Origin of the sequence: Nocardia sp. NBC_01377 (assembly GCF_045040005.1) — a bacterium.
GTDB lineage: Bacteria > Actinomycetota > Actinomycetes > Mycobacteriales > Mycobacteriaceae > Nocardia > Nocardia noduli.
The window spans coordinates 8,840,861-8,861,328 of record NZ_CP109566.1; the positions used below are offsets into that span (position 1 = coordinate 8,840,861).

General features: G+C 66.8%; 18 protein-coding genes and 1 tRNA gene. 16 read left to right on the top strand and 3 right to left on the bottom strand.

Translation table 11 applies throughout. The features are described 5' to 3' along the window. Positions 1-123 precede the first annotated feature (123 nt). Entirely contained in the window at positions 124-2,034 is a 1,911-nt protein-coding gene (locus tag OG225_RS40375) for an alkyl/aryl-sulfatase (protein ID WP_405179842.1), read from the top strand. 64 nt (positions 2,035-2,098) lie between these two features. On the opposite strand, the gene OG225_RS40380 is transcribed toward OG225_RS40375, so the two are convergent. From OG225_RS40380 to OG225_RS40390, 3 genes are all read right to left on the bottom strand, one after another. After that, positions 2,099-2,174 (bottom strand) — tRNA-Arg (locus OG225_RS40380). A gap of 106 nt (positions 2,175-2,280) precedes the next feature. After that, positions 2,281-2,961, bottom strand: coding sequence for a DUF305 domain-containing protein (locus OG225_RS40385; protein WP_405183520.1), 681 nt, complete (start codon positions 2,959-2,961; stop codon positions 2,281-2,283). Between the two features lie 110 nt (positions 2,962-3,071). Then, positions 3,072-3,968 carry a DUF3105 domain-containing protein gene (locus OG225_RS40390; RefSeq protein ID WP_405179843.1) on the bottom strand — a complete coding sequence of 299 codons (897 nt, stop codon included), beginning with the start codon at positions 3,966-3,968 and terminating at the stop codon, positions 3,072-3,074. A 91-nt stretch (positions 3,969-4,059) separates the two neighbouring features. On the opposite strand from OG225_RS40390, the gene argS reads away from it, so the two are divergent. The 15 genes from argS to OG225_RS40465 all read left to right on the top strand — a co-directional run bounded on the left by argS (position 4,060) and on the right by OG225_RS40465 (position 20,467). Continuing rightward, complete coding sequence (argS, locus tag OG225_RS40395) at positions 4,060-5,718, top strand: arginine--tRNA ligase (RefSeq protein ID WP_216917216.1); 1,659 nt, start codon at positions 4,060-4,062, stop codon at positions 5,716-5,718. 55 nt (positions 5,719-5,773) lie between these two features. Further along, positions 5,774-7,198: a diaminopimelate decarboxylase gene (gene lysA, locus OG225_RS40400; RefSeq protein WP_405179844.1), complete on the top strand. Its 1,425-nt coding sequence runs from the start codon at positions 5,774-5,776 to the stop codon at positions 7,196-7,198. Next, positions 7,195-8,550 carry a homoserine dehydrogenase gene (locus OG225_RS40405; protein WP_405179845.1) on the top strand — a complete coding sequence of 452 codons (1,356 nt, stop codon included), beginning with the start codon at positions 7,195-7,197 and terminating at the stop codon, positions 8,548-8,550. Before lysA ends, OG225_RS40405 begins: the two co-directional genes overlap by 4 nt. Next, positions 8,547-9,662 (top strand): threonine synthase, encoded by a 1,116-nt coding sequence (gene thrC, locus OG225_RS40410; RefSeq protein ID WP_405179846.1) that lies wholly within the window; start codon positions 8,547-8,549, stop codon positions 9,660-9,662. The genes OG225_RS40405 and thrC overlap by 4 nt, the downstream gene beginning before the upstream one ends. 25 nt (positions 9,663-9,687) lie before the next feature. Then, positions 9,688-10,644, top strand: coding sequence for a homoserine kinase (gene thrB, locus OG225_RS40415; protein WP_405179847.1), 957 nt, complete (start codon positions 9,688-9,690; stop codon positions 10,642-10,644). A 310-nt stretch (positions 10,645-10,954) separates the two neighbouring features. Next, a complete protein-coding gene (rho, locus tag OG225_RS40420) occupies positions 10,955-13,135 on the top strand; it encodes a transcription termination factor Rho (protein WP_405179848.1) in 2,181 nt (726 codons plus the stop codon). A gap of 234 nt (positions 13,136-13,369) precedes the next feature. Further along, complete coding sequence (gene rpmE / locus OG225_RS40425) at positions 13,370-13,612, top strand: 50S ribosomal protein L31 (RefSeq protein WP_216917218.1); 243 nt, start codon at positions 13,370-13,372, stop codon at positions 13,610-13,612. 113 nt (positions 13,613-13,725) lie between these two features. Further along, the gene (gene prfA / locus OG225_RS40430; protein ID WP_216917210.1) at positions 13,726-14,796 is read left to right on the top strand and encodes a peptide chain release factor 1; all 1,071 of its coding nucleotides are present in this window, start codon (positions 13,726-13,728) and stop codon (positions 14,794-14,796) included. A 183-nt stretch (positions 14,797-14,979) separates the two neighbouring features. Then, complete coding sequence (prmC, locus tag OG225_RS40435; RefSeq protein ID WP_405179849.1) at positions 14,980-15,873, top strand: peptide chain release factor N(5)-glutamine methyltransferase; 894 nt, start codon at positions 14,980-14,982, stop codon at positions 15,871-15,873. Between the two features lie 197 nt (positions 15,874-16,070). After that, the gene (locus tag OG225_RS40440; protein WP_405179850.1) at positions 16,071-16,736 is read left to right on the top strand and encodes an L-threonylcarbamoyladenylate synthase; all 666 of its coding nucleotides are present in this window, start codon (positions 16,071-16,073) and stop codon (positions 16,734-16,736) included. Between the two features lie 57 nt (positions 16,737-16,793). Beyond that, on the top strand, positions 16,794-17,939 hold the full coding sequence (locus tag OG225_RS40445) for a glycosyltransferase family 4 protein (protein WP_216917208.1): 1,146 nt from the start codon (positions 16,794-16,796) through the stop codon (positions 17,937-17,939). A gap of 82 nt (positions 17,940-18,021) precedes the next feature. Next, positions 18,022-18,480, top strand: coding sequence for a hypothetical protein (locus OG225_RS40450; RefSeq protein WP_405179851.1), 459 nt, complete (start codon positions 18,022-18,024; stop codon positions 18,478-18,480). A 243-nt stretch (positions 18,481-18,723) separates the two neighbouring features. Beyond that, the gene (gene atpB / locus OG225_RS40455; protein WP_405179852.1) at positions 18,724-19,572 is read left to right on the top strand and encodes a F0F1 ATP synthase subunit A; all 849 of its coding nucleotides are present in this window, start codon (positions 18,724-18,726) and stop codon (positions 19,570-19,572) included. A gap of 80 nt (positions 19,573-19,652) precedes the next feature. Beyond that, the gene (locus OG225_RS40460; protein WP_040704792.1) at positions 19,653-19,901 is read left to right on the top strand and encodes an ATP synthase F0 subunit C; all 249 of its coding nucleotides are present in this window, start codon (positions 19,653-19,655) and stop codon (positions 19,899-19,901) included. Between the two features lie 5 nt (positions 19,902-19,906). After that, complete coding sequence (locus OG225_RS40465; RefSeq protein ID WP_405179853.1) at positions 19,907-20,467, top strand: F0F1 ATP synthase subunit B; 561 nt, start codon at positions 19,907-19,909, stop codon at positions 20,465-20,467. The last annotated feature ends 1 nt before the right edge of the window (position 20,468 follow it).

Consider the following 20,468-nt stretch of genomic DNA (forward strand, 5'->3'; position numbering starts at 1 on the left):
TGCCGTGCCGGGCGCTCGGGAAGGGGCGCCCTCCTGTTCACCCGCCGAGGGTGAGGCCCATGTCCACGCGGCTGTCGAGAATCACGGGCAGGTGTAGCCGTCCATCGACTTCCGGGAGACGAAATGACCGTTTCGGCACATGAGGCGACCTCGCAGACCAAGTCGATGGGTGAACAGGCGCGGGAGTATTTAGCCTTCGACGATCAACGCGATTACGACGACGTCGGCCGAGGTCTGATCGCCGAACTACCCGACGGCGGGCGAATCACCGACCGGGACGGCCGGGTCGTCTGGGATCTGGCCGAATTGCAGCAGTCGGTGAAATCCGATGCCCCCGACACCGTGCATCCGAGTCTGTGGCGGCAATCGCAGTTGATCACCGTCGGCGGGCTGTTCGAGGTCGTTCCCGGCATCTACCAGGTGCGCAACCACGACATCGCCAATGTCACCTTCGTCGAAACCGCCGATTCGGTGGTCCTGATCGACGCGGGCCAGGGCATCCGCAATTCCGAAGTCGCTCGCGACCTGTATTTCGCGCACCGCCCGCGCAAACCGATCGCCGCGATCATCTACACCCACACCCACGGCGACCATTTCGGTGGCGCGTTGGCTTTCGCGTCCCGCGAGGATGTGGCCTCCGGGAAAGTCGCCGTCATCGCGCCCGGTCTCGATTTCGATCGCCTGGCCCTCGGCGAGAACGTCCTCGCGGGCAATGTCATGGCCCGGCGCGCCCAATACTTCTTCGGCGAACTCCTCCCGACCGGTGACCGCGGCTTCGTCTCCTGCGGTATCGGCACCGCGATAACCCCCGCGGCCATCGGCTATATCGCCCCGACCGACCTCATCGCCGAAACCGGCACCCGGCGGACCTTCGGCGGCATCACCTTCGAATTCCAGTACACCCCCGACACCGAGGCGCCGGAGGAAATGCATATCTGGATTCCCGAATATCGGGCGCTGACCTGCGCGGAGAACGCCAATCACAGCCTGCACAACATCCAGACCCTGCGCGGCGCGCGCACCCGCGACGCCTCGAAATTCGCCCACTACCTGGACGAGGCACTCGAACGCTACGGCGACGACGCCGAAGTCCACTTCGGTCCGCACACCTGGCCGGTGTGGGGCAACGCCCACGTGCGCGAATTCCTCGAATCCCAACGCGACGCCTACAAATACATCTACGACCAGGCCCTGCGACTCGCCAACCGCGGTTACCGGCCCATCGAGATCGCCGAACGCATCACCTTCCCCGAATCCCTGGACAAAGCCTGGTGGAATCGCGGCTACCACGGCACCCTCAGCCACGACCTCAAGGCCGTCTTTCACAAGGAGCTCGGCTGGTTCAACGGCAATCCCGCCACCCTGTACCCGCATCCGGAGAACGTCTCGGCGCCCCGCTATGTCGAGGCCATGGGTGGCGCGGCGGCCGTCATCGACCTGGCTCGCACCGCGTCCGGCGACGGCGACTACCGCTGGGCGGTGCAACTTCTCGACCACGTCGTCACCGCCGAACCCGACAACGCCGACGCCAAGAACCTCCAGGCCGACGCCTACGAACAACTGGGCTACCAGGCCGAAGGTCCCCAGTGGCGCAACGCCTTCCTCACCGCGGCGCTCGAACTGCGCGAAGGCACCCGCCGCGACGTCCCCACCGCCGCCGCGGGTCTGGACATGGTGATGGGCATGCCCATCGACCTGCTCTTCGACTACGCCGCCATCCGCTTGAACGGTCCCGCCGCCGTCGAACACTCGGCTCGCTTCGCCCTGAACATCACCGACCTGGACGGCCCGCATTCCTTCCAGGTTCGCAACGGTGTCCTGCACTACTGGCCCAAAGAACTCGCCGCCCCCGACGCCACCATCACCCTCGACCACCAGGGACTCGTCGCGATCATCTTCCAGCCCTCCACCTTCGACAAACTGTCGGCGGCGGGCCAGATCACCGTCGACGGCGACGTCGAGAAGCTCCGATCCGTTCTCGGACTGTTCGACGAATTCGACCCGCAATTCAACATCGTCACCCCGGTCGATTGACCTCGGACGTAGCAAACGAGAAAGGCCCCGACCAGTGTTCGTGCTGGTGCGGAGCCTTTGTCGGTGGTGCCCTCGGCAGGATTCGAACCTGCGGCCTTCTGCTCCGGAGGCAGACGCTCTATCCCCTGAGCTACGAGGGCGGGATAGTTCTCGATCGGGGGGATCAGCCGTCCGATCGGGCGGGGAAAGCGTATCGCATCGGGTGCTGTCCGCCAAAAAGTAGGTGGGGCCGGGGGATTTGGGGTGTCAGTTGAGGGGGAGGGGGGTGCCGCCGCGAGCGGTCAGCAGGGTGGTGAGGAGTTGCGATTCGTTCTTCTGGCTGGCGGCCATTCCCGCCGCGAGGGTGCCTACCGCGGTCGTTTCGGCGTGATCGGCGGCGTATTCGATCATGGTGAGACCGCCCTGGTGGTGGCGCAGCATGAGTCGCAGGAACATCGGGTCCAACTCGGCGGGGGTGGCCTGGCGCAGGGCGGCGAGTTCGGCGGCGGTGGCCATGCCCGGCATGGTCGACGTCGGGCCGTTCATGGCGTGGTTGTCGGTGCCGCCGTGGTCGTGACCGCCTCCGCCGCGGGTGTCGGTCATCCAGCCCATGTAGCCGTCGAGGCCCTGGGCCGGCTTGCCCCAGAGTTGGAGCCAGCCCTGCATGCGCCCGATCTGGGCCTGCTGGGTGGTCATGATGTCGTAGGCGATCCTGCGCACGTCGGGATCGGTGGAACGCATCAGGGCGATGCCCGCCATTTCGACAGCTTGCGCGTGATGGGCCGACATGTCCTGGGTGAAGCCGATGTCGACGGTTCCGGGATCGGGTTCGGCGGAACCGTCGAGCGGGATGCGGGCCAGAGTGCCGATGGCGAAGCCGATGAGGATGGCCCCGATCGCGCCGATGATCAGCAGCGCGGTCCGCTGGGTGCGGAACTGCTCGCGCATTCCGGTGCCGGAGGTTTCCGACAGTGCGGCGACGTCCCCCGATCCCGAATCACCGGGGTTCACCTCGGAGCCGGGGCGATCCGGCTCCGAGGCGTCGGGCGATGATCCCACTACTGTCCCTGCTGGGGCTGCGGCGCCAGTCCGGTCGGCAGTGTCGGCACACCGGGGATGTTCGGCATCGCGGGAACCCCGCCGCTACCGCTCAGCTCCGCCGGATCGGTGACGATGCCGGAGCCGTCCATCGGCACCGCGCCGGGGCCGACGGGTGACGGATCGAACGGCGACGGGTTCTCACGGTCGAAGTACGGATTGGAGCAGTCGGCGCCGACCTCGGGGTACACGCCGTAGGGATTCTGGCGCAGCGCGGTGATGAACTGGTTGATCCGCTTGTCGTCGGGGCTGTCCAGCTTCAGCTGGTGACCCCAGGACTGCAACGAGATCGCCTTGTCGAGTCCCGGATAGGGCGACATCAGCGTGTACGCCTTGCCCTCGACCTTCTTGCTCAGCGTCGCGACGCCCGCGGCGTCGACCTTGTCCGGGTTGTACGCGATCCAGACCGCGCCGTGTTCGAGCGAGTGCACGGCGTTCTCGGAACGGATCGCCTTGCCGTAGACGACACCGGTGCACGCCGCCCACGCCGAATCGTGCGGTCCGCCGAAGGGCGGGGTCTGGTCGTAGGCCACCCGCTGGGTCGGCTCGACATGCTTGCCCGCGCCCTGCGCGTAGTCCTTCTTCAGCACACCCGCGATCTGGTCGGAGGGGTCCTTCTTCTGCGCGCTCGGCGTGAATTTCTCCAGGTCGGCCTGGTCGCGGTATTTCGGGACCAGGCTGTATGCCAGGGCGCCGATCAATGCGATGATCACCACGGCCCCGCCGATGGCCATCCACGGGATCTGGCGCTTCCCCGGAAGCCGGCTCTTGCCGCCGCCCCCTTTTTTGAGGGAGGGCGAGCCCTTCCCTGCGGCTCGGACGGCCTTGGCCGACTTCGAGGCATTGCTACTCGACATCGCTCGTGTCTCTCTCGACGTGATGATTGCGCTGTGCTGCGTGGTGCCCACCCGAAGGTGTTCACCTGCCCAGACCATAGGATAGAGACTCGTGACTCCAGCTGACCTTGCAGACCTCCTCCGCGCGATCGCCGCGAAGGTGCTCGCCGAACGTGGACTGGACCCCCAGGTCCTCCCCGACGAGGTCACTGTCGAGCGTCCGCGTAATCCGGAACACGGTGACTATGCCACGAATGTGGCGCTTCAGGTCGGGAAGAAGGCGGGCGCGAACCCGAGGGAACTGGCGGGCTGGCTGGCCGAAGCGCTGGCCGCCGCGGACGATATCGCCTCGGCCGAGGTCGCCGGTCCCGGCTTCCTGAATATCCGTCTCGCCGCCGCCGCACAGGGTGCGATCGTGACGAAGGTGCTGGCCGCGGGCACGGCGTACGGAACCGGTGACGCGTTGGCCGGTACCGCGATCAATCTGGAATTCGTCTCCGCGAATCCGACCGGGCCGATCCACCTGGGCGGTACCCGGTGGGCGTCCGTCGGCGACGCTCTCGGCCGCATCCTGGCCGCGCAGGGCGGCGATGTCACCCGCGAGTACTACTTCAACGACAACGGCGCGCAGATCGACCGGTTCGCGAACTCGCTCGTCGCCGCCGCCACCGGCGCGCCGACCCCGGAGGACGGTTACGCGGGCGCCTACATCACCGAGATCGCCGCGACGCTGCTCGCCGCGCATCCGGACGCGCTGACCCTGCCCGAGCCGCGGCGTCACGAGCTGTTCCGGCGCGAGGGCGTCGAGTTGATGTTCACCCACATCAAGCAGACCCTGCACGATTTCGGCACCGACTTCGACGTGTACTTCAACGAGAGTTCGCTGTTCGCCTCCGGCGCGGTCGAGAAGGCCGTCGAGGAGTTGAAGACCTCGGGCAATCTGTACGAGAAGGACGGCGCCTGGTGGATCGCCAGCACCGAATACGGTGACGACAAGGACCGCGTCGTCATCAAGAGCGACGGCACCTCCGCCTATATCGCCGGTGATATCGCCTACTTCCAAAACAAGCGGGCCCGCGGCTTCGATCTGTGCATCTACATGCTCGGCGCCGATCATCACGGATACATCGGCAGGCTCAAGGCCGCCGCGGCCGCGTTCGGCGACAACCCCGACACCGTCGAGGTGCTCATAGGCCAGATGGTGAATCTGGTGAAAGACGGTGTCGCCGTGCGGATGAGCAAGCGCGCGGGCACCGTCGTCACACTCGACGATCTGGTCGAGGCGATCGGCGTCGACGCCGCGCGCTATTCGCTGGTTCGTTCGTCGGTCAACTCCAGCATCGATATCGATCTGGATCTGTGGACCAAACAGAACAACGAGAATCCGATCTACTACGTCCAGTACGCGCACGCGCGCACCTGCCGCATCATCGACAACGCGTCCGCCTTCGATTTCCCCTCCGTCGCACCGGATTTCGCGCTGATGAGTTCGGATCGGGAGGGTGAGCTGATTCGCACCATCGGGGAATACCCGCGCGTGGTGACCAGCGCAGCCGAGATGCGCGAACCGCACCGGGTCGTGCGCTACCTGGAGGAACTGGCCGGGGCCTATCACCCCTTCCAATCCGACGACGACATGCGGGTGCTGCCCCGGGGTGAGGAGCCGGTCAGCGCGCTCAACGCCGCGCGGCTCGAACTGGTCAAGGCGACCCGTCAGGTGCTGGCGAACGGTCTCGGACTGCTGGGTGTCAGCGCACCGGAGCGAATGTGAGTGCGTCACTGTCGAGTCGCGCGAGCGCGCTCGCTGATCTCAGGAAGGAAGCACGGTGAGTGCTCATCCCGCCGGACCCCGGCACGCCGAAATCCCGCACGCCCCGAATCTGGCCGAGCGGCCTTCGGATCCGAGGCAGATGATCAACCTGCCCGCGAACGTCTGGCCCCGCAACGCCTCCCGTGACGACGACGGCGCGGTGCGGTTCGCGGGCGTGCCGGTGCGGGATCTGGCCGCCGAGTACGGAACCCCGCTGTTCGTCATCGATGAGGACGATTTCCGCTCCCGCTGCCGCGACATGGTGCGCGCCTTCGGGCCCGACGCGCGGGTGCACTACGCTTCCAAGGCATTCCTGTGCGGCGAGATCGCCCGCTGGATCCGCGACGAGGGCTTGTCGCTGGACGTCTGCTCCGGCGGCGAGTTGGCGATCGCCCTGCACGCCGGCTTCCCCGCGCAGCGAATCGCGTTGCACGGCAACAACAAATCGGTGGACGAACTGGAAACCGCGGTGCGCGCCGGTGTCGGCCACGTGGTGGTCGACTCGCTGATCGAGATCGAGCGTCTCGAGGCGGTCGCGGGCGCGGCCGGGGTGGTGCAGGACGTGCTGGTGCGCGTCACCGTCGGCGTGGAAGCCCATACGCACGAATACATCTCGACCGCGCACGAGGATCAGAAGTTCGGTTTCTCGATCGCGGGCGGCGACGCGATGGAGGCGCTCGCGCTGGTCTTCGAGGCGAAGAACCTGCGACTGGTCGGCCTGCACAGCCATATCGGATCGCAGATCTTCGAGATCGACGGATTCGAGATCGCGGCCCGTCGCATGCTCGGCCTGCTGCGCGACGCCATCGACAAATTCGGCGCGGAACGCACCGCGCAGATCTCGATTCTGGATCTCGGTGGGGGACTGGGTATTTCGTACCTGCCTAGCGACAATCCGCCGCCGCTGGACGAGTTCGCGGCCAAACTGCGCGGGCTCGTCGAAGCGGAGGCCGCCTACGCGGGCCTGCCGACGCCGAAGATCGCGGTCGAACCGGGTCGCGCCATCGCCGGTCCAGGCACGGTCACCCTCTACGAGGTCGGCACCACCAAAGACGTCTCCCTCGACGGCGGACTGCGCAGGCGTTACGTCAGCGTCGACGGCGGCATGAGCGACAACATCCGCCCCGCGCTGTATCAGGCGGACTACGATTGCCGTCTGGTCTCGCGCTCGTCGGAGGCCCAGCCGGTCGTCGCGCGCGTGGTCGGAAAACATTGCGAGAGCGGCGATATCGTCATTCGTGACACCTGGATGCCCGCCGATGTCGGCCCGGGCGACCTGATCGCGGTGGCCGCCACCGGCGCGTACTGCTACTCGATGTCCAGCCGCTACAACCAGTTGACCCGCCCGGCGGTCGTCGCCGTCCGTGACGGGCAGCCGCGGCTGATCCTGCGCCGGGAAACGGTCGCAGATCTGCTCAGCCTGGAGGTGCAACAGTCATGACCGCAGTGGCCAAGAACGGTAACTGGGGAGCGGATCGACCGCTCGGCGTCGCTGTCCTCGGTATGGGCAATGTCGGCACCGAGGTGGTGCGGATTCTGCGCGACCACGCCGAGGACCTGCGCTCGCGCGTGGGCGCGCCGGTGGTGCTGCGCGGTGTCGCCGTGCGCGATCTCGCCAAGGATCGCGGGCTGCCCGCCGAACTGCTCACCACCGACGCGGACGCGCTCGTCGCCCGCGACGACGTCGACCTCGTGGTCGAGGTGGTCGGCGGTATCGACCCGGCCCGCCGCCTCATCCTCGCCGCGTTGAACGCGGGCAAATCCGTGGTGACCGCGAACAAGGCGTTGCTGGCCGACTACACCGGCGAACTCGCCGCGGCCGCCGAACGCAACCGCGCCGACCTCTACTTCGAGGCCGCCGTCGCCGGTGCGATCCCGGTGGTGCGTCCGCTGATCCAGTCGCTGTCCGGCGATCGGGTCAACCGTGTCGTCGGCATCGTCAACGGCACCACCAATTTCATCCTCTCCGCGATGGACGAGACCGGCGCCGACTATTCGGCGACGCTGGCCGAGGCCACCCGCCTCGGTTACGCCGAAGCCGATCCGACCGCCGACGTCGAGGGTTACGACGCCGCGGCCAAGGCCGCGATCCTGGCCTCGCTGGCCTTCCACACCCGGGTCACCGCCGCCGACGTCTACCGCGAGGGCATCTCGAAGATCAGCGCCGAGGACCTGGAAACGGCCTCGGCGGTGAATTGCACGGTCAAGCTCCTCGCCATCTGTGAGCGAGTGGGCGCGGGACCGGGTGAGCCCACCCCGGCCGAGGGCGGCAAGGAGCGCATCTCGGTGCGCGTCTACCCGGCGCTCATTCCTCGCAAACATCCGCTGGCCGCCGTCAGCGGCGCGTTCAACGCGGTCGTGGTGGAAGCGGAGAACGCCGGACGACTCATGTTCTATGGTCAGGGCGCGGGCGGCGCTCCGACCGCGTCGGCGGTACTCGGCGATCTGGTCATGGCGGCCAGGAACAAATTCTTCGGTGGCCGCGCCCCCGGTGAATCGGTTTATGCTGAGCTACCGATCGCGCCGATCGGCGATACGCCCACTCGCTACCACGTGAATCTCCAGGTCGAAGATGTCCCGGGGGTCCTGGCGAAGGTCGCGGGCGAATTCGCCAACCACGGCGTCAGCATTTCCACCGTGCGCCAGGAAGGGCACGGCGAGGGTGCGCGCCTGGTCGTCGTCACCCATCACGCGGTGGAGTCGGCGCTCGCGGATACCGTCGCCGCTCTCGCGGAGATGACATCCGTCACCAATGTGACCAGCGTTCTGAGATTGGAAGGCACCGAGGAATGAGTACCGGTATCGGGCAGCAGGGCGGGAAGGCGATCGCCCCGCAAGCCGGCGTGCATTCGCGCTGGCCTGGTTTGATCGCGGCCTACCGCGATCGTCTGCGGGGTGCGGCCGACTGGGAGCCGGTGACCCTGTTCGAGGGCGGCACCCCCTTGGTGCCCGCGCCGTACCTGTCCGAGCTGACCGGCTGCGAGGTGTACCTCAAGGTCGAGGGTGCGAATCCGACCGGTTCCTTCAAGGACCGCGGTATGACGATGGCGATGACCGACGCCAAGTACCGCGGCCAGAAGGCGGTGCTGTGCGCGTCCACCGGCAACACCTCGGCATCGGCGGCGGCGTACGCCACCCGTGCCGGGATGAGCTGCGCGGTACTGATCCCGCAGGGCAAGATCGCGATGGGCAAACTGGCCCAGGCGGTCATGCTCGGCGCGAAGATCATCCAGGTCGACGGCAATTTCGACGACTGCCTCGAATTGGCCCGCAAGGTGACCTCGGACTTTCCCGAGGTCGGGCTGGTGAATTCGGTGAACCCGGCGCGGATCGAGGGGCAGAAGACCGCCTCGTTCGAAATCTGCGACGTACTCGGTCGGGCGCCGGACGTGCACGCGCTGCCCGTCGGCAACGCGGGCAACATCACCGCCTACTGGCGCGGGTACCGCGAGTACTACGCCGACAACATCACCACCGGTCTGCCGCGCATGCTCGGCGTGCAGGCGGCCGGGGCCGCGCCGCTGGTCAACGGCGCACCGGTCTCGAATCCCGAGACCATCGCGACCGCCATCCGGATCGGCGCGCCCGCCTCGTGGAACGGCGCGGTCGAGGCCAAGGAACAGTCCGGCGGCGCTTTCCGGGCGGCCACCGACGACGAGATCCTCGAGGCGTACCGCCTGGTCGCGGCGCGGGAGGGCGTTTTCGTCGAACCCGCGTCCGCGGCGAGCGTCGCGGGCGTGCTCGCGGCGCACAAGGACGGCTGGCTCGGCACCGGGCTGACCATCGTGTGCACCGTCACGGGTAACGGCCTGAAGGATCCCGACACCGCGCTGTTGGGAATGCCGCAGGTGCAAGCGATTCCGGTCGATCCGGTCGCCATCGCCGCCGAACTCGAGCTGGCCTGAGTTGAATTCGCGCGACAGTCAAGTGGTGGCCGTGACCCTGCCCGTCGGGCTCTCGGTCACCGCGCGGGTACCCGCGTCGACGGCCAATCTGGGTCCCGGATTCGACTCGCTCGGTATGGCACTCGGCATCTACGACGAGATCGAGGTGCGCACCACCGAATCCGGTCTCACGATCCGGGTCGAGGGTGAGGGCGCCGGCGACGTGCCGTGGGGCCCTTCGCATCTGGTGGTGCGGGCGATCGAGCGCGGTCTCGAATCGGCGGGTGTCTGGGCCGACGGCCTCGATGTGGTGTGCCGCAATGTGATTCCGCATTCACGCGGACTCGGTTCCTCGGCGTCGGCCGTGGTCGGCGGACTGGCCGCGGGCTGTGCCCTCGCCGCCCGACTCGATCCGGCACTGGCCACCGACCCGGCCCGGTTGGTGCAGTTGGCCTCGGAATTCGAAGGCCACCCGGATAACGCGGCGGCCAGCGTGCTCGGCGGAATCGTGGTGTCCTGGACCGAAACCGCCGCCGAAGCGGGCGCCGGAGGCGAGGACGTACCGGATCACAGCCGGATCTACCGCGCGGTGAGACTCGATCCGCATGCGTCGCTGCACCCGGTCGTCCTCATCCCCGAGGTGCGTTCGTCGACCGCGCACACCCGCGGTCTACTGCCCGAGACCGTGCCACACGCCGACGCGGCCTTCAATGTGAGCCGTGCGGCGCTGGCCGTCGTCGCGCTGACCGAGCGTCCCGACCTGCTCCTGCCCGCGACCTGCGACAAATTGCATCAGACCCAGCGCGCACCCGCGCTGCCACTGACGACGGCCTGGATCACCAGGCTGCGGGCCGCGGGAATCGCCGCCACCGTCTCCGGCGCCGGTCCGACCATCCTGGCCCTCGGGACCAGCGAATTCCCCGCTGATCTGCGCCGACTCGCGGTCGCGGACGGGCTCCGGGTGGTCGAACCGGGACTCGCCGAGGGCGTCCGAGTCGGCTGACGGCGAGTCCGTCTTGCCGATGCTTACCGTTGCCAGCTATCCTGGGCGAGTCCGTACATCGTGCGCATCAGACGCCGGTGCTTCATCAGGGCAATCGCTCCAGCAGGCTCCAGGCTCGAGCCTCCAGGCCATGGGGGTGCTGCGTAGCTGCGCAACTGGAATGATCTCTCCCACCTTTCATAATCCGGTGGCGAAGCCGCCGGTCCGGCGGGGCAGGTGATTTACGGCATCCGAGTCCGGCACGGTGCCCGGACTGCGGGACGAAACCCTCGACACAGCACACGGCAATCGAGGGAAGGAAAGGATTTCCGTGACAGATACGGACCTGCTCGCGACCCCCGGGGTGGAATCCAACCCGAGTTCCTCGGGTGGCAGCGAAAGTGACTCCGGGCAGATTTCGAAGATGAGCGAAAAAACCGACGTCGCACGATCGGGGCTGACTGGAATGTTGTTGCCGCAGTTGCGCGCGCTCGCGGGGGAACTCGGTATCCGAGGCACCTCCGGAATGCGCAAGGGCGATTTGATCGCCGCCATCAAGGAAAATCAAGCCGGAAAGCCGGCGAAGTCGGACAAGCCCGCGCGCGGCGAGGGGAAGGGTGAGCAGGCGACCCTCGATGTGACGCCGCCCGCCAAGGAAGCCGCTCCCGCGAAGGCGTCCGCACCGGTGAAGGAGAAGGCGACCGAGGTCGCGCGGACGAAATCCGCTCAGGTCGATTCGGCAGTGGTCGAATCCCCCAAGCTCGATTCCCCCAAGACCGAGGTGAAGGCCGACAACGGCCGAGCCGAGACCGCGAAGGCCGACACGGGCGCCGCGGGTGCTGTGGGGTCTTCGGAGACCTCCGAGGATTCCGGCCGCGAGTCGGGGCAGCGCGGCCGTGGTCGTCAGCGTCGCGGTCGTGACCAGGCTCGATCGGGCGGTGGCGAATCTGCCGACGCGCGCGGTGACGAGCCGAAGCAGGACGGCGACCAGGGCGAGCGTCGTCGTGAGCGCAATCAGGGCGAGCGCGGTCAGGGTGACCGTAACCAGGGTGAGCAGCGCGATCGTGGCGAGCGCAGCCAGGGCGACCGCAACAGCCAGGGCGACCGCAACCAGGGTGACCGCAATCAGGGCGACCGCGATCGCGGTGAGCGCGGCCAGAGCGATCGCAACAGCCAGGGTGACCGCAACCAGAACGGCAGCGCGGGCCCGCGTGGCGAGAGCAATCGCGGTGCCGACCGGGGCGGCGACGACGAAGAAGGCGGTCGCGGACGTCGCGGACGCCGGTTCCGGGAACGTCGTCGCGGTCGTGACCGCGAAGGCGCCCCGAGCGTCGGCGAGGCACGTGAGCTCGAGATTCGCGACGACGACGTGCTCCAGCCGGTCGCGGGCATCCTCGACGTGCTGGACAACTACGCCTTCGTTCGCACCTCGGGCTACCTGGCCGGGCCGAACGATGTCTACGTGTCGATGAATCTCGTCCGCAAGAACGGCCTGCGCCGCGGTGACGCGATCACCGGTGCGGTGCGCGCCCCGCGTGACGGTGAGCAGAGCAATCAGCGGCAGAAGTTCGATCCGCTGGTGCGTCTGGACACCGTCAACGGCGGTGACCTCGAGGCGGCCAGGCGTCGTCCCGAGTTCAGCAAGCTCACCCCGTTGTACCCGAATCAGCGACTGCGCCTGGAAACCCAGCCCAACAAGCTGACGACCAGGGTCATCGACCTGATCATGCCGATCGGTAAGGGCCAGCGCGCCCTCATCGTCTCGCCGCCCAAGGCCGGTAAGACGACGATCATGCAGGACATCGCCAACGCGATCGCGACCAATAACCCCGAGTGCTACCTCATGGTCGTGCTGGTCGACGAACGTCCGGAAGAGGTCACCGATATGCAGCGTTCGGTGAAGGGTGAGGTCATCGCCTCGACCTTCGACCGGCCGCCGGCGGATCACACCTCGGTCGCCGAACTCGCCATCGAGCGCGCCAAGCGCCTGGTGGAAATGGGCAAAGACGTTGTGGTGCTGCTCGACTCGATCACCCGATTGGGCCGCGCTTACAACAACTCCTCGCCCGCTTCGGGTCGTATCCTCTCCGGTGGTGTCGACTCGACCGCGCTGTACCCGCCCAAGCGGTTCCTCGGCGCGGCCCGCAATATCGAGAACGGCGGCTCGCTGACGATCATCGCTACCGCGATGGTGGAAACCGGTTCGACCGGTGACACGGTGATCTTCGAGGAGTTCAAGGGCACCGGCAACGCCGAGCTCAAGCTGGACCGCAAGATCGCGGAACGGCGGGTGTTCCCGGCGGTGGATGTCAACCCGTCCGGTACCCGTAAGGACGAGTTGCTGCTCAACCCGGACGAGGCGGCGGTGCTGCACAAGTTGCGTCGCGTGCTGTCCGGACTGGACTCGCACCAGGCGATCGATCTGCTGATCGACCGACTGAAGAAGTCCAAGAACAACCTGGAGTTCCTGATGCAGGTCAGCAAGACCGCACCGGGCGCGCTGGACGAATAACCGAACGACACCGAAAGGGCCTCGCGTACGCGGGGCCCTTTCGGTATTTCCGGCCCGGACGCGGAAAAGTTCAGGAACAAACGGTGGGCGGGGGGTGTTCCTCTAGCGTACGAACGGTTCTGGCATACTGGATCGCCGTGCGTCTGTGCGTTCGCGCAGACAATCCCGCCTAGTCGGTTCCGGTTCACGCTCACACTCGTGGGCGACCCGGCGACCAATATCGAGAGGACATCCATGAAGGCAGGAATCCACCCCACCTACGTCGACACCACCGTCGTCTGTGGTTGCGGTAATACCTTCCAGACTCGCAGCACCAAGGAGTCGGGACACATCACCGTCGAGGTCTGCTCGCAGTGCCATCCGTTCTACACGGGTAAGCAGAAGATCCTCGACACCGGTGGCCGTGTCGCCCGCTTCGAGGCTCGCTACGGCAAGCGCGCCGGCAAGAAGGCCGAAGCCGAAGCCGACGCCAACTAGCTTCCCCGCCGACGCCCGGTCCTGCATCGCAGGCCGGGCGTCGGTGCGTTTGCAGCGGCATTCCCGGTGGCCGTGGTCTTCGCCGCCGGGCACATCTGAGAGGGAGCCCAACCATGACGCAGCCGTCCGCGATCGATGACATTCTGGCCGAGCACGCGGGTCTGGAGATGCAGCTGGCCGATCCGGCCCTGCACAACGATCCGGGTGCGGCCCGCCGAGTCGGCAAACGTTTCGCCGAACTCGCGCCGGTCATGGCGACCCACGGCAAACTGAGCGCCGCCCGCGACGATCTCGCGGCCGCCAAGGAACTGGCCGCCGACGATTCGTCCTTCGCGGCCGAGGTGCCCGAGCTGGAGGCCCAGGTCGTCGAGCTGGAACAGACGCTGGCCGATCTGCTGGCCCCGCGCGACCCGCACGACGGCGACGACGTGGTGCTGGAAGTGAAATCCGGTGAAGGCGGCGAGGAATCCGCGCTGTTCGCCTCCGACCTGGCCCGCATGTACGTGCGCTACGCCGAGCGGCACGGCTGGAAGGTCGAGATCCTCGGTGTCACCGTCTCCGATCTCGGCGGCTACAAGGACGCGACACTGTCCATCAAGAGCCGTGACGCTACCCGCGACGGCGTCTGGTCGCGCCTGAAATTCGAAGGCGGTGTGCACCGCGTGCAGCGGGTGCCCGTCACCGAATCGCAGGGCCGGATCCACACCTCGGCGGCCGGTGTCCTGATCTACCCCGAACCCGACGAGGTCGAAGAGGTGCAGATCGACGAGACCGACCTGCGCATCGACGTGTACCGGTCCTCGGGTAAGGGCGGTCAGGGCGTCAACACCACCGACTCCGCGGTCCGCATCACCCACCTGCCCTCCGGCATCGTGGTGACCTGCCAGAACGAGCGTTCGCAGTTGCAGAACAAGGCCCGCGCCATGCAGGTGCTCGCCGCCCGGCTGCAAGCCCTCGCCGAGGAACAGGCCGATCAGGAGGCCGCCGCGGGCCGGGCCGGGCAGATCCGCACCGTCGATCGCTCCGAACGCATCCGCACCTACAACTTCCCGGAGAATCGGATCGCCGATCACCGCATCGGTTTCAAGGCGCACAATCTCGACACCGTCCTCGACGGTGAGCTCGACGCGCTGCTCGACGCCCTGGCGAAGGCGGATCGCGAAGCGCGCATGTCGGGGGAGTGACCGGAAGTTTCTTCCGGCCGAGGCAAGACCACGCGGTGAGCTTGTCGGCGGTCAGCACGCGCTGCCGTCGATGCGGTGTGAACGGTGTGCCGAGCCGGTGCGCGCGGCCCACGCCGACGGTGTGCCCGGATACGCGTGGCCGTTTTCCGTGTTCGATGTGAGAGGAAAGGCGGGTGTCGGCCGATGACACGAATCGCGCTGCGTCCGGCTGTCGACGAGGCCGCCGAGATCCTGCGGCAGGCCGGGGTGCACAGCCCCCGCACGGATGCCGAACTGCTGGCGGCGCATCTGCTCGGGGTGCAGCGCACCCGGCTGATACTGGTCCCGCTGATCGAACCGGAGCAGCTCGAGCGGTACCGCGAACTGGTCGCACGTCGCGCGCGACGCATTCCGCTGCAACATCTGACCGGTGTCGCGGCGATGGGAGAGATCGACCTCGCGGTGGGACCGGGTGTTTTCGTCCCCCGCCCGGAGACCGAATTGCTTTTCGCCTGGGCGCTGGCATTTCTCGAGACCCTGCCGCGCGATCATTCGCCGATCGTCGTCGACCTGTGCACCGGTTCGGGCGCTCTGGCGCTCGCCATCGCGCACGCCCGTCCCGACGCGCGGGTGCACGCGGTCGAACTCGACCCGGACGCGCTGGTTTGGGCGCGTCGCAATGCCGACGACCGCGCCGCCGACGGTGACACCGCGATAGTCCTGCACGCCGCCGACGTCACCGATCCGACGTTGCTCACCGAATTGAACGGCCGCGTCGACGTGGTCGTCTCCAACCCGCCCTACATCCCCGAGGACACGGTCCTCGACCCGGAAGTCGTCGACCACGATCCGCACCGCGCCCTCTTCGGCGGAACCGACGGGCTCGACGTGGTCCGCGGCATGGTCCCGACCATCGCCCGGCTACTGCGTCCCGGCGGTGCGACGGCCATCGAACACGACGATTCCAACGGCTCGACACTGGCCGCCCTGCTGAACGCCGAGGTCGGGATGTTCACCGATGTCATCGAACACCCCGACCTCGCGGGCCGTCCACGGTTCGTCGTCGCGCGCAGGGCGGTTTCCGGCGATCGGGCGTGATCCGGTCGCAGACCGAAGCGGCGTAGACGTCGAGGTCGTCCCGCGGACACGGATGCTCGCTCGTGGAGCCGAACGGCATGATTCGGCTCCGTTGGATCGAGAACGGTGGAACGTGGCACCGATCACCGACACGGTGGGTTCGAGGCCGCGACGGCCTGATACCAGTCGTCGCCGGGTCGCGTGACAGTATGGGGGCCGTGAGTACCGTCTACGACTGCGCGGATCCCGATTCGCGTGCCGCCGGACTGGCCGCGGCCACCAGTGCACTGAAGTCAGGGCGACTCGTGGTGATGCCGACCGACACGTTGTACGGCCTCGCCGCCGACGCGTTCGATTCCGCCGCGGTGAGTTCGTTGCTGGCCGCCAAGCGCCGCGGCCGCGATATGCCGGTGCCGGTTCTGGTCGGATCGTGGAACACCATCGACGGTCTGGTGTTCTCGGTGCGTCCGCAGGCCCGCGAACTGATCCGGGCCTTCTGGCCGGGTGGCCTGAGTCTCGTTGTGGAGCAAGCGCCTTCGCTCGCCTGGGATCTCGGCGATACCAGGGGAACGGTGATGCTGCGCATGCCGCTGCATCCGGTCGCGCTGGAACTGCTCGACAAGGTAGGGCCGCTCGCGGTGTCGAGTGCCAATGTCTCGGGGCAGCCCCCCGCCAAGACCGCGCCCGAGGCCCGCGATCAGCTCGGCGATCTGATCGGGGTGTACCTCGACGGCGGTCGTTCCGACCATGCCGTCGCCTCCACGATCGTCGATCTCACCGCGGACCGGCCGCGCATCCTGCGCGAGGGCGCGGTGCCGGTCGAGAAGATCGCCGAAGTGCTCGGCATGGCGCCCGACGAGTTGACCAGTGCCGCTACGCGGTGAGCGGCGACCGATGCGCGAGCGCCGAACGGACCGACGGGTGATCGGGCGGTCCGCCGAATGAGTTCCATCGTTCCGTTGCGCGAGCTGCTGCTCGTCCTGTTGATCTCGGCGACGGTGACATTCCTGGCCACCGGCGGCATCCGGGTGCTCGCGATCGCCTTCGGCGCGGTCGCGGTTCCGCGTGAGCGTGACGTCCACGTCAAGCCGGTCCCGCGCATGGGCGGCGTCGGCATGTACGTCGGCCTGGTCGCGGCGGTGTTGTTCGCGCACCAATTACCCGCTCTGCGCAGGGGTTTCGATTACGCGCCGGATATCCCCGCGGTACTCGTCGCGGCGACGCTGATCGTGCTCGTCGGCATCGTCGACGACCGATGGGGCCTGGACGCGCTGACCAAATTCGCCGGGCAGGTCACCGCGGCCGGTGTGATGGCCGTGATGGGTCTGAGCTGGTACAGCATCTACAACCCGTTCACCAATTCCACGATTTCGCTCGACGCCCTTCAGGGTGGTCTGGTGACGGTCGCCGTCACCGTCACCCTCGTCAACGCGATGAACTTCGTCGACGGTCTCGACGGCCTCGCGGCCGGACTCGGGTTGATATGCGCGGCCGCGGTATTCGTGTTCGCCGTGGGTCTGATGAACGAACAGGGCGGTTCGGTCGACACCTATCCGCCCGCGCTGCTCGCCGCGGCGATGGCGGGCGCCTGTCTGGGATTCCTTCCGCACAATTTCCAGCCCGCCCGAATATTCATGGGCGATTCGGGATCGATGTTGATCGGTCTCGTGCTGGCCGCGATCTCGACGAGTGCGTCCGGCCGGATTCCGCTGCAGGGTTTCGGCCCGCGCGACATCGTCGGTCTGCTCTCACCGCTGCTGCTGGTCGGCGCCGTGATGTTCATTCCGGTGCTCGATCTCGTATTGGCGATCGTGCGCCGCGTCCGTGCCGGGGTCAGTTTCTCGACTCCGGACAAAATGCACTTGCATCATCGCTTACTACAGATCGGGCATTCGCATCGTCGCGTGGTGCTGCTCATATATTTGTGGGTCGGCGTGCTCGCGTTCGGCGCGGTCGGGAGTTCACTGATGGACCGGCGGCTCGTCGTCCTGCTGATGGCGGGCGGGCTGGTCTTCGCGCTGGTGGTGACCGCTATTCCCGGTATGCGACGCGGGGAGCCCGCGGGCGACCAGCAGCCGCACGGGTAAAGTCGGTCCACGTGAGCGAGCGGATCGACAATACGGCGTCAAGTAAAGACGCGACCGTCAAGACCGTCAGCGAGGCCCGATCGTGAGCTTCACCCCGACCCCTGTCCCCGGTCCCGACGCGCCCCTGCGCGCGGCACTGCGTTACGGCCTGATCGGCCTCGCGGTGCTGATCGTGCTCTCGGTCGCCATCGCGACCGCCACCGCGGGTGTCGAGGGCCTCTGGGGCGCTCTGCTCGGCGCGGCCATCGGCGGCGGATTCATCCTCACCACGGCGGCCGTGATCCTCTTCGGCGCGAAGCTGCCGCCGAGTACCGCGGGCCTTGTGATGCTGGTCAGCTGGGTCGGCAAGGTGCTCGTCGTGCTGATCGTGGCCGGCGTGCTGAACAACTTCGACTTCTACAACCGCACCGCGCTGTTCCTCACCGTGATCGGCGCGCTGCTGATCGTCCTCGGGGCCGAGACCTACGGTGTTCTGCGCCAGAAGGTTCCGTACGTGACGACCCCCGCGGGAGACCCAGAACCGGACCCCGCCCCCGAATAACATCACCCCCCTACACAGCGTCGTAGATAACTTGGTAAAGTGTTGGTAAGCAAGCGACCAAGTAGGGGGGATCGACCGGATCCCTCCCGGTGCCGCTATGCTTACTGCCGTGCCGGGCTCCGAGGGGTTCCGGTTCTGCATGTCGACGAACGTCGCCGACACACGTACAGACGCCCGGGCGGGTATTGCCGCGCAGCTGCTGACGAATTTCGAGCCGACCTGAGTCGACCCAATTGATCGTCAATGTCCGATCGAACCGCGGGAATGAACGTACCCGCGGCCCGAACACGGGAGAGAACGCTGAGCGTCACCACTCTGGCGGGCGAGTTCCACGCGCCGTCGCTTACCGACTTCTTCCCTCCAGCTGTGCTGTTCGAGGGAACACCGTTCGAACTCGATCGGTTGATGCTGATTCGGTTGCTGATGACGGCGGTTCTGGTCGGCTTCATGCTGCTGGCATTCCGCTCGCCGAAGCTCATTCCGCGCGGTATCCAGAATGTCGCCGAGACCGGACTTGTCTTCGTCAAGGAACAGATTTGCGACGAGATCCTCGGTAAGGAAACCGGTCGCAAGTTCTTCCCCTTGATCGCGACCATCTTCTTCACGGTCCTCTTTCTGAACTTCTCCGGCATCGTTCCGGGTTTGAACATCTCGTCGAACGCCCGAATCGGTATGCCGCTGGTGCTGGCAGTCGTCGCCTATGTCGCGTTCAACTACGTGGGTATCAAGAAGTACGGATTCCGCAAGTACATGCGCAGCAGCATCGTGGTGCCGAATGTGCCGCCCGCGCTGCACGTACTGCTGATCCCGATCGAGTTCGTCTCGACCTTCATCCTGCGTCCTTTCACGCTGACCGTCCGACTCATGGCCAATATGCTGGCCGGCCACATCATGCTGGTGCTGTTCTTCAGCGCCACCTGGTTCTTCCTCTTCGACGCCGCCGCCTGGATGAAGGTGTTCTCGCCGTTCTCGCTGCTCGCCGGATTGGGATTCACGCTGTTCGAGATCCTGGTCATCTTCTTGCAGGCCTACGTGTTCTCGCTGCTGACCGCCGTCTACATCGGTCTCGCGCAGCACGCCGACGACCACTGACCGACCCGAACCAACTAACTGCCAAACCTGCTACACCGTGCCGACCGGCCGGTGAGCAACAGAAAGGGAATGGAACACTCATGAGCCTCGCGTACCTGGCCCAGGAAGCTGCTACCTCCGAATCGACGTTCAAGGGCTTCGGCGCCATCGGCTACGGTCTGGCGGCCATCGGCCCCGGCATCGGTGTGGGCATCGTCGTCGGTAAGGCCATCGAAGGCATCGCCCGCCAGCCCGAGCTGCAGGGCACGATCCGCACCAACATGTTCCTCGGTATCGCGTTCACCGAGGCGCTGGCGCTGATCGGTCTCGTCGCCGGCTTCATTTTCTGATTCCGATGTACCAGTACAGTTTGCTCGCCGCGTCGGAGGGTGAGGATGTCAATCCCCTCATCCCCGAGGTGTACGACATCGTCTGGTCGGTGGTCTGCGTCGCGATCATCGCGTTCGCTTTCTACAAGTACGTCGTCCCGCGCCTGACCAAGGTGCTCGACGAGCGTACGGACAAGATCGAGGGCGGAATCGCCCGCGCCGAGGCCGCGCAGGTAGAGGCCCAGGTCACGCTGCAGCAGTACCAGCAGCAGTTGGCCGACGCCCGCCTCGAGGCCGCGCGTATCCGTGAGGATGCCCGCACCCAGGGCCAGCAGATCCTCGCGCAGATGCGCACGGAGGCCCAGGCCGAGAGCGACCGCATCGTCGCCGCCGGTCACAGCCAGCTGGAAGCCCAGCGCCAGCAGATCCTGACCGAGCTGCGTTCCGAAGTCGGCCGTACGGCCGTCGACCTGGCCGAGAAGATCATCGGACAGTCGGTTTCGGACGAAGCCAAGCAGTCGGCGTCGATCGAGCGGTTCCTTGCCGAACTCGACGACACCGATGCCGGCATCGGGGTCGGAAGGTAAC

Bases quoted from the DNA above. Each gene is read 5' to 3' on its own strand.
- OG225_RS40445 (WP_216917208.1), top strand. From the start codon at position 16,794: ATGAGTTCCATCGTTCCGTTGCGCGAGCTGCTGCTCGTCCTGTTGATC.
- prfA (WP_216917210.1), top strand. From the start codon at position 13,726: ATGACGCAGCCGTCCGCGATCGATGACATTCTGGCCGAGCACGCGGGT.
- rpmE (WP_216917218.1), top strand. From the start codon at position 13,370: ATGAAGGCAGGAATCCACCCCACCTACGTCGACACCACCGTCGTCTGT.
- OG225_RS40405 (WP_405179845.1), top strand. From the start codon at position 7,195: ATGACCGCAGTGGCCAAGAACGGTAACTGGGGAGCGGATCGACCGCTC.
- prmC (WP_405179849.1), top strand. From the start codon at position 14,980: ATGACACGAATCGCGCTGCGTCCGGCTGTCGACGAGGCCGCCGAGATC.
- atpB (WP_405179852.1), top strand. From the start codon at position 18,724: ATGTCCGATCGAACCGCGGGAATGAACGTACCCGCGGCCCGAACACGG.
- OG225_RS40375 (WP_405179842.1), top strand. From the start codon at position 124: ATGACCGTTTCGGCACATGAGGCGACCTCGCAGACCAAGTCGATGGGT.
- OG225_RS40465 (WP_405179853.1), top strand. From the start codon at position 19,907: ATGTACCAGTACAGTTTGCTCGCCGCGTCGGAGGGTGAGGATGTCAAT.
- OG225_RS40460 (WP_040704792.1), top strand. From the start codon at position 19,653: ATGAGCCTCGCGTACCTGGCCCAGGAAGCTGCTACCTCCGAATCGACG.
- thrC (WP_405179846.1), top strand. From the start codon at position 8,547: ATGAGTACCGGTATCGGGCAGCAGGGCGGGAAGGCGATCGCCCCGCAA.
- OG225_RS40385 (WP_405183520.1), bottom strand. From the start codon at position 2,961: ATGCGCGAGCAGTTCCGCACCCAGCGGACCGCGCTGCTGATCATCGGC.
- OG225_RS40390 (WP_405179843.1), bottom strand. From the start codon at position 3,968: ATGTCGAGTAGCAATGCCTCGAAGTCGGCCAAGGCCGTCCGAGCCGCA.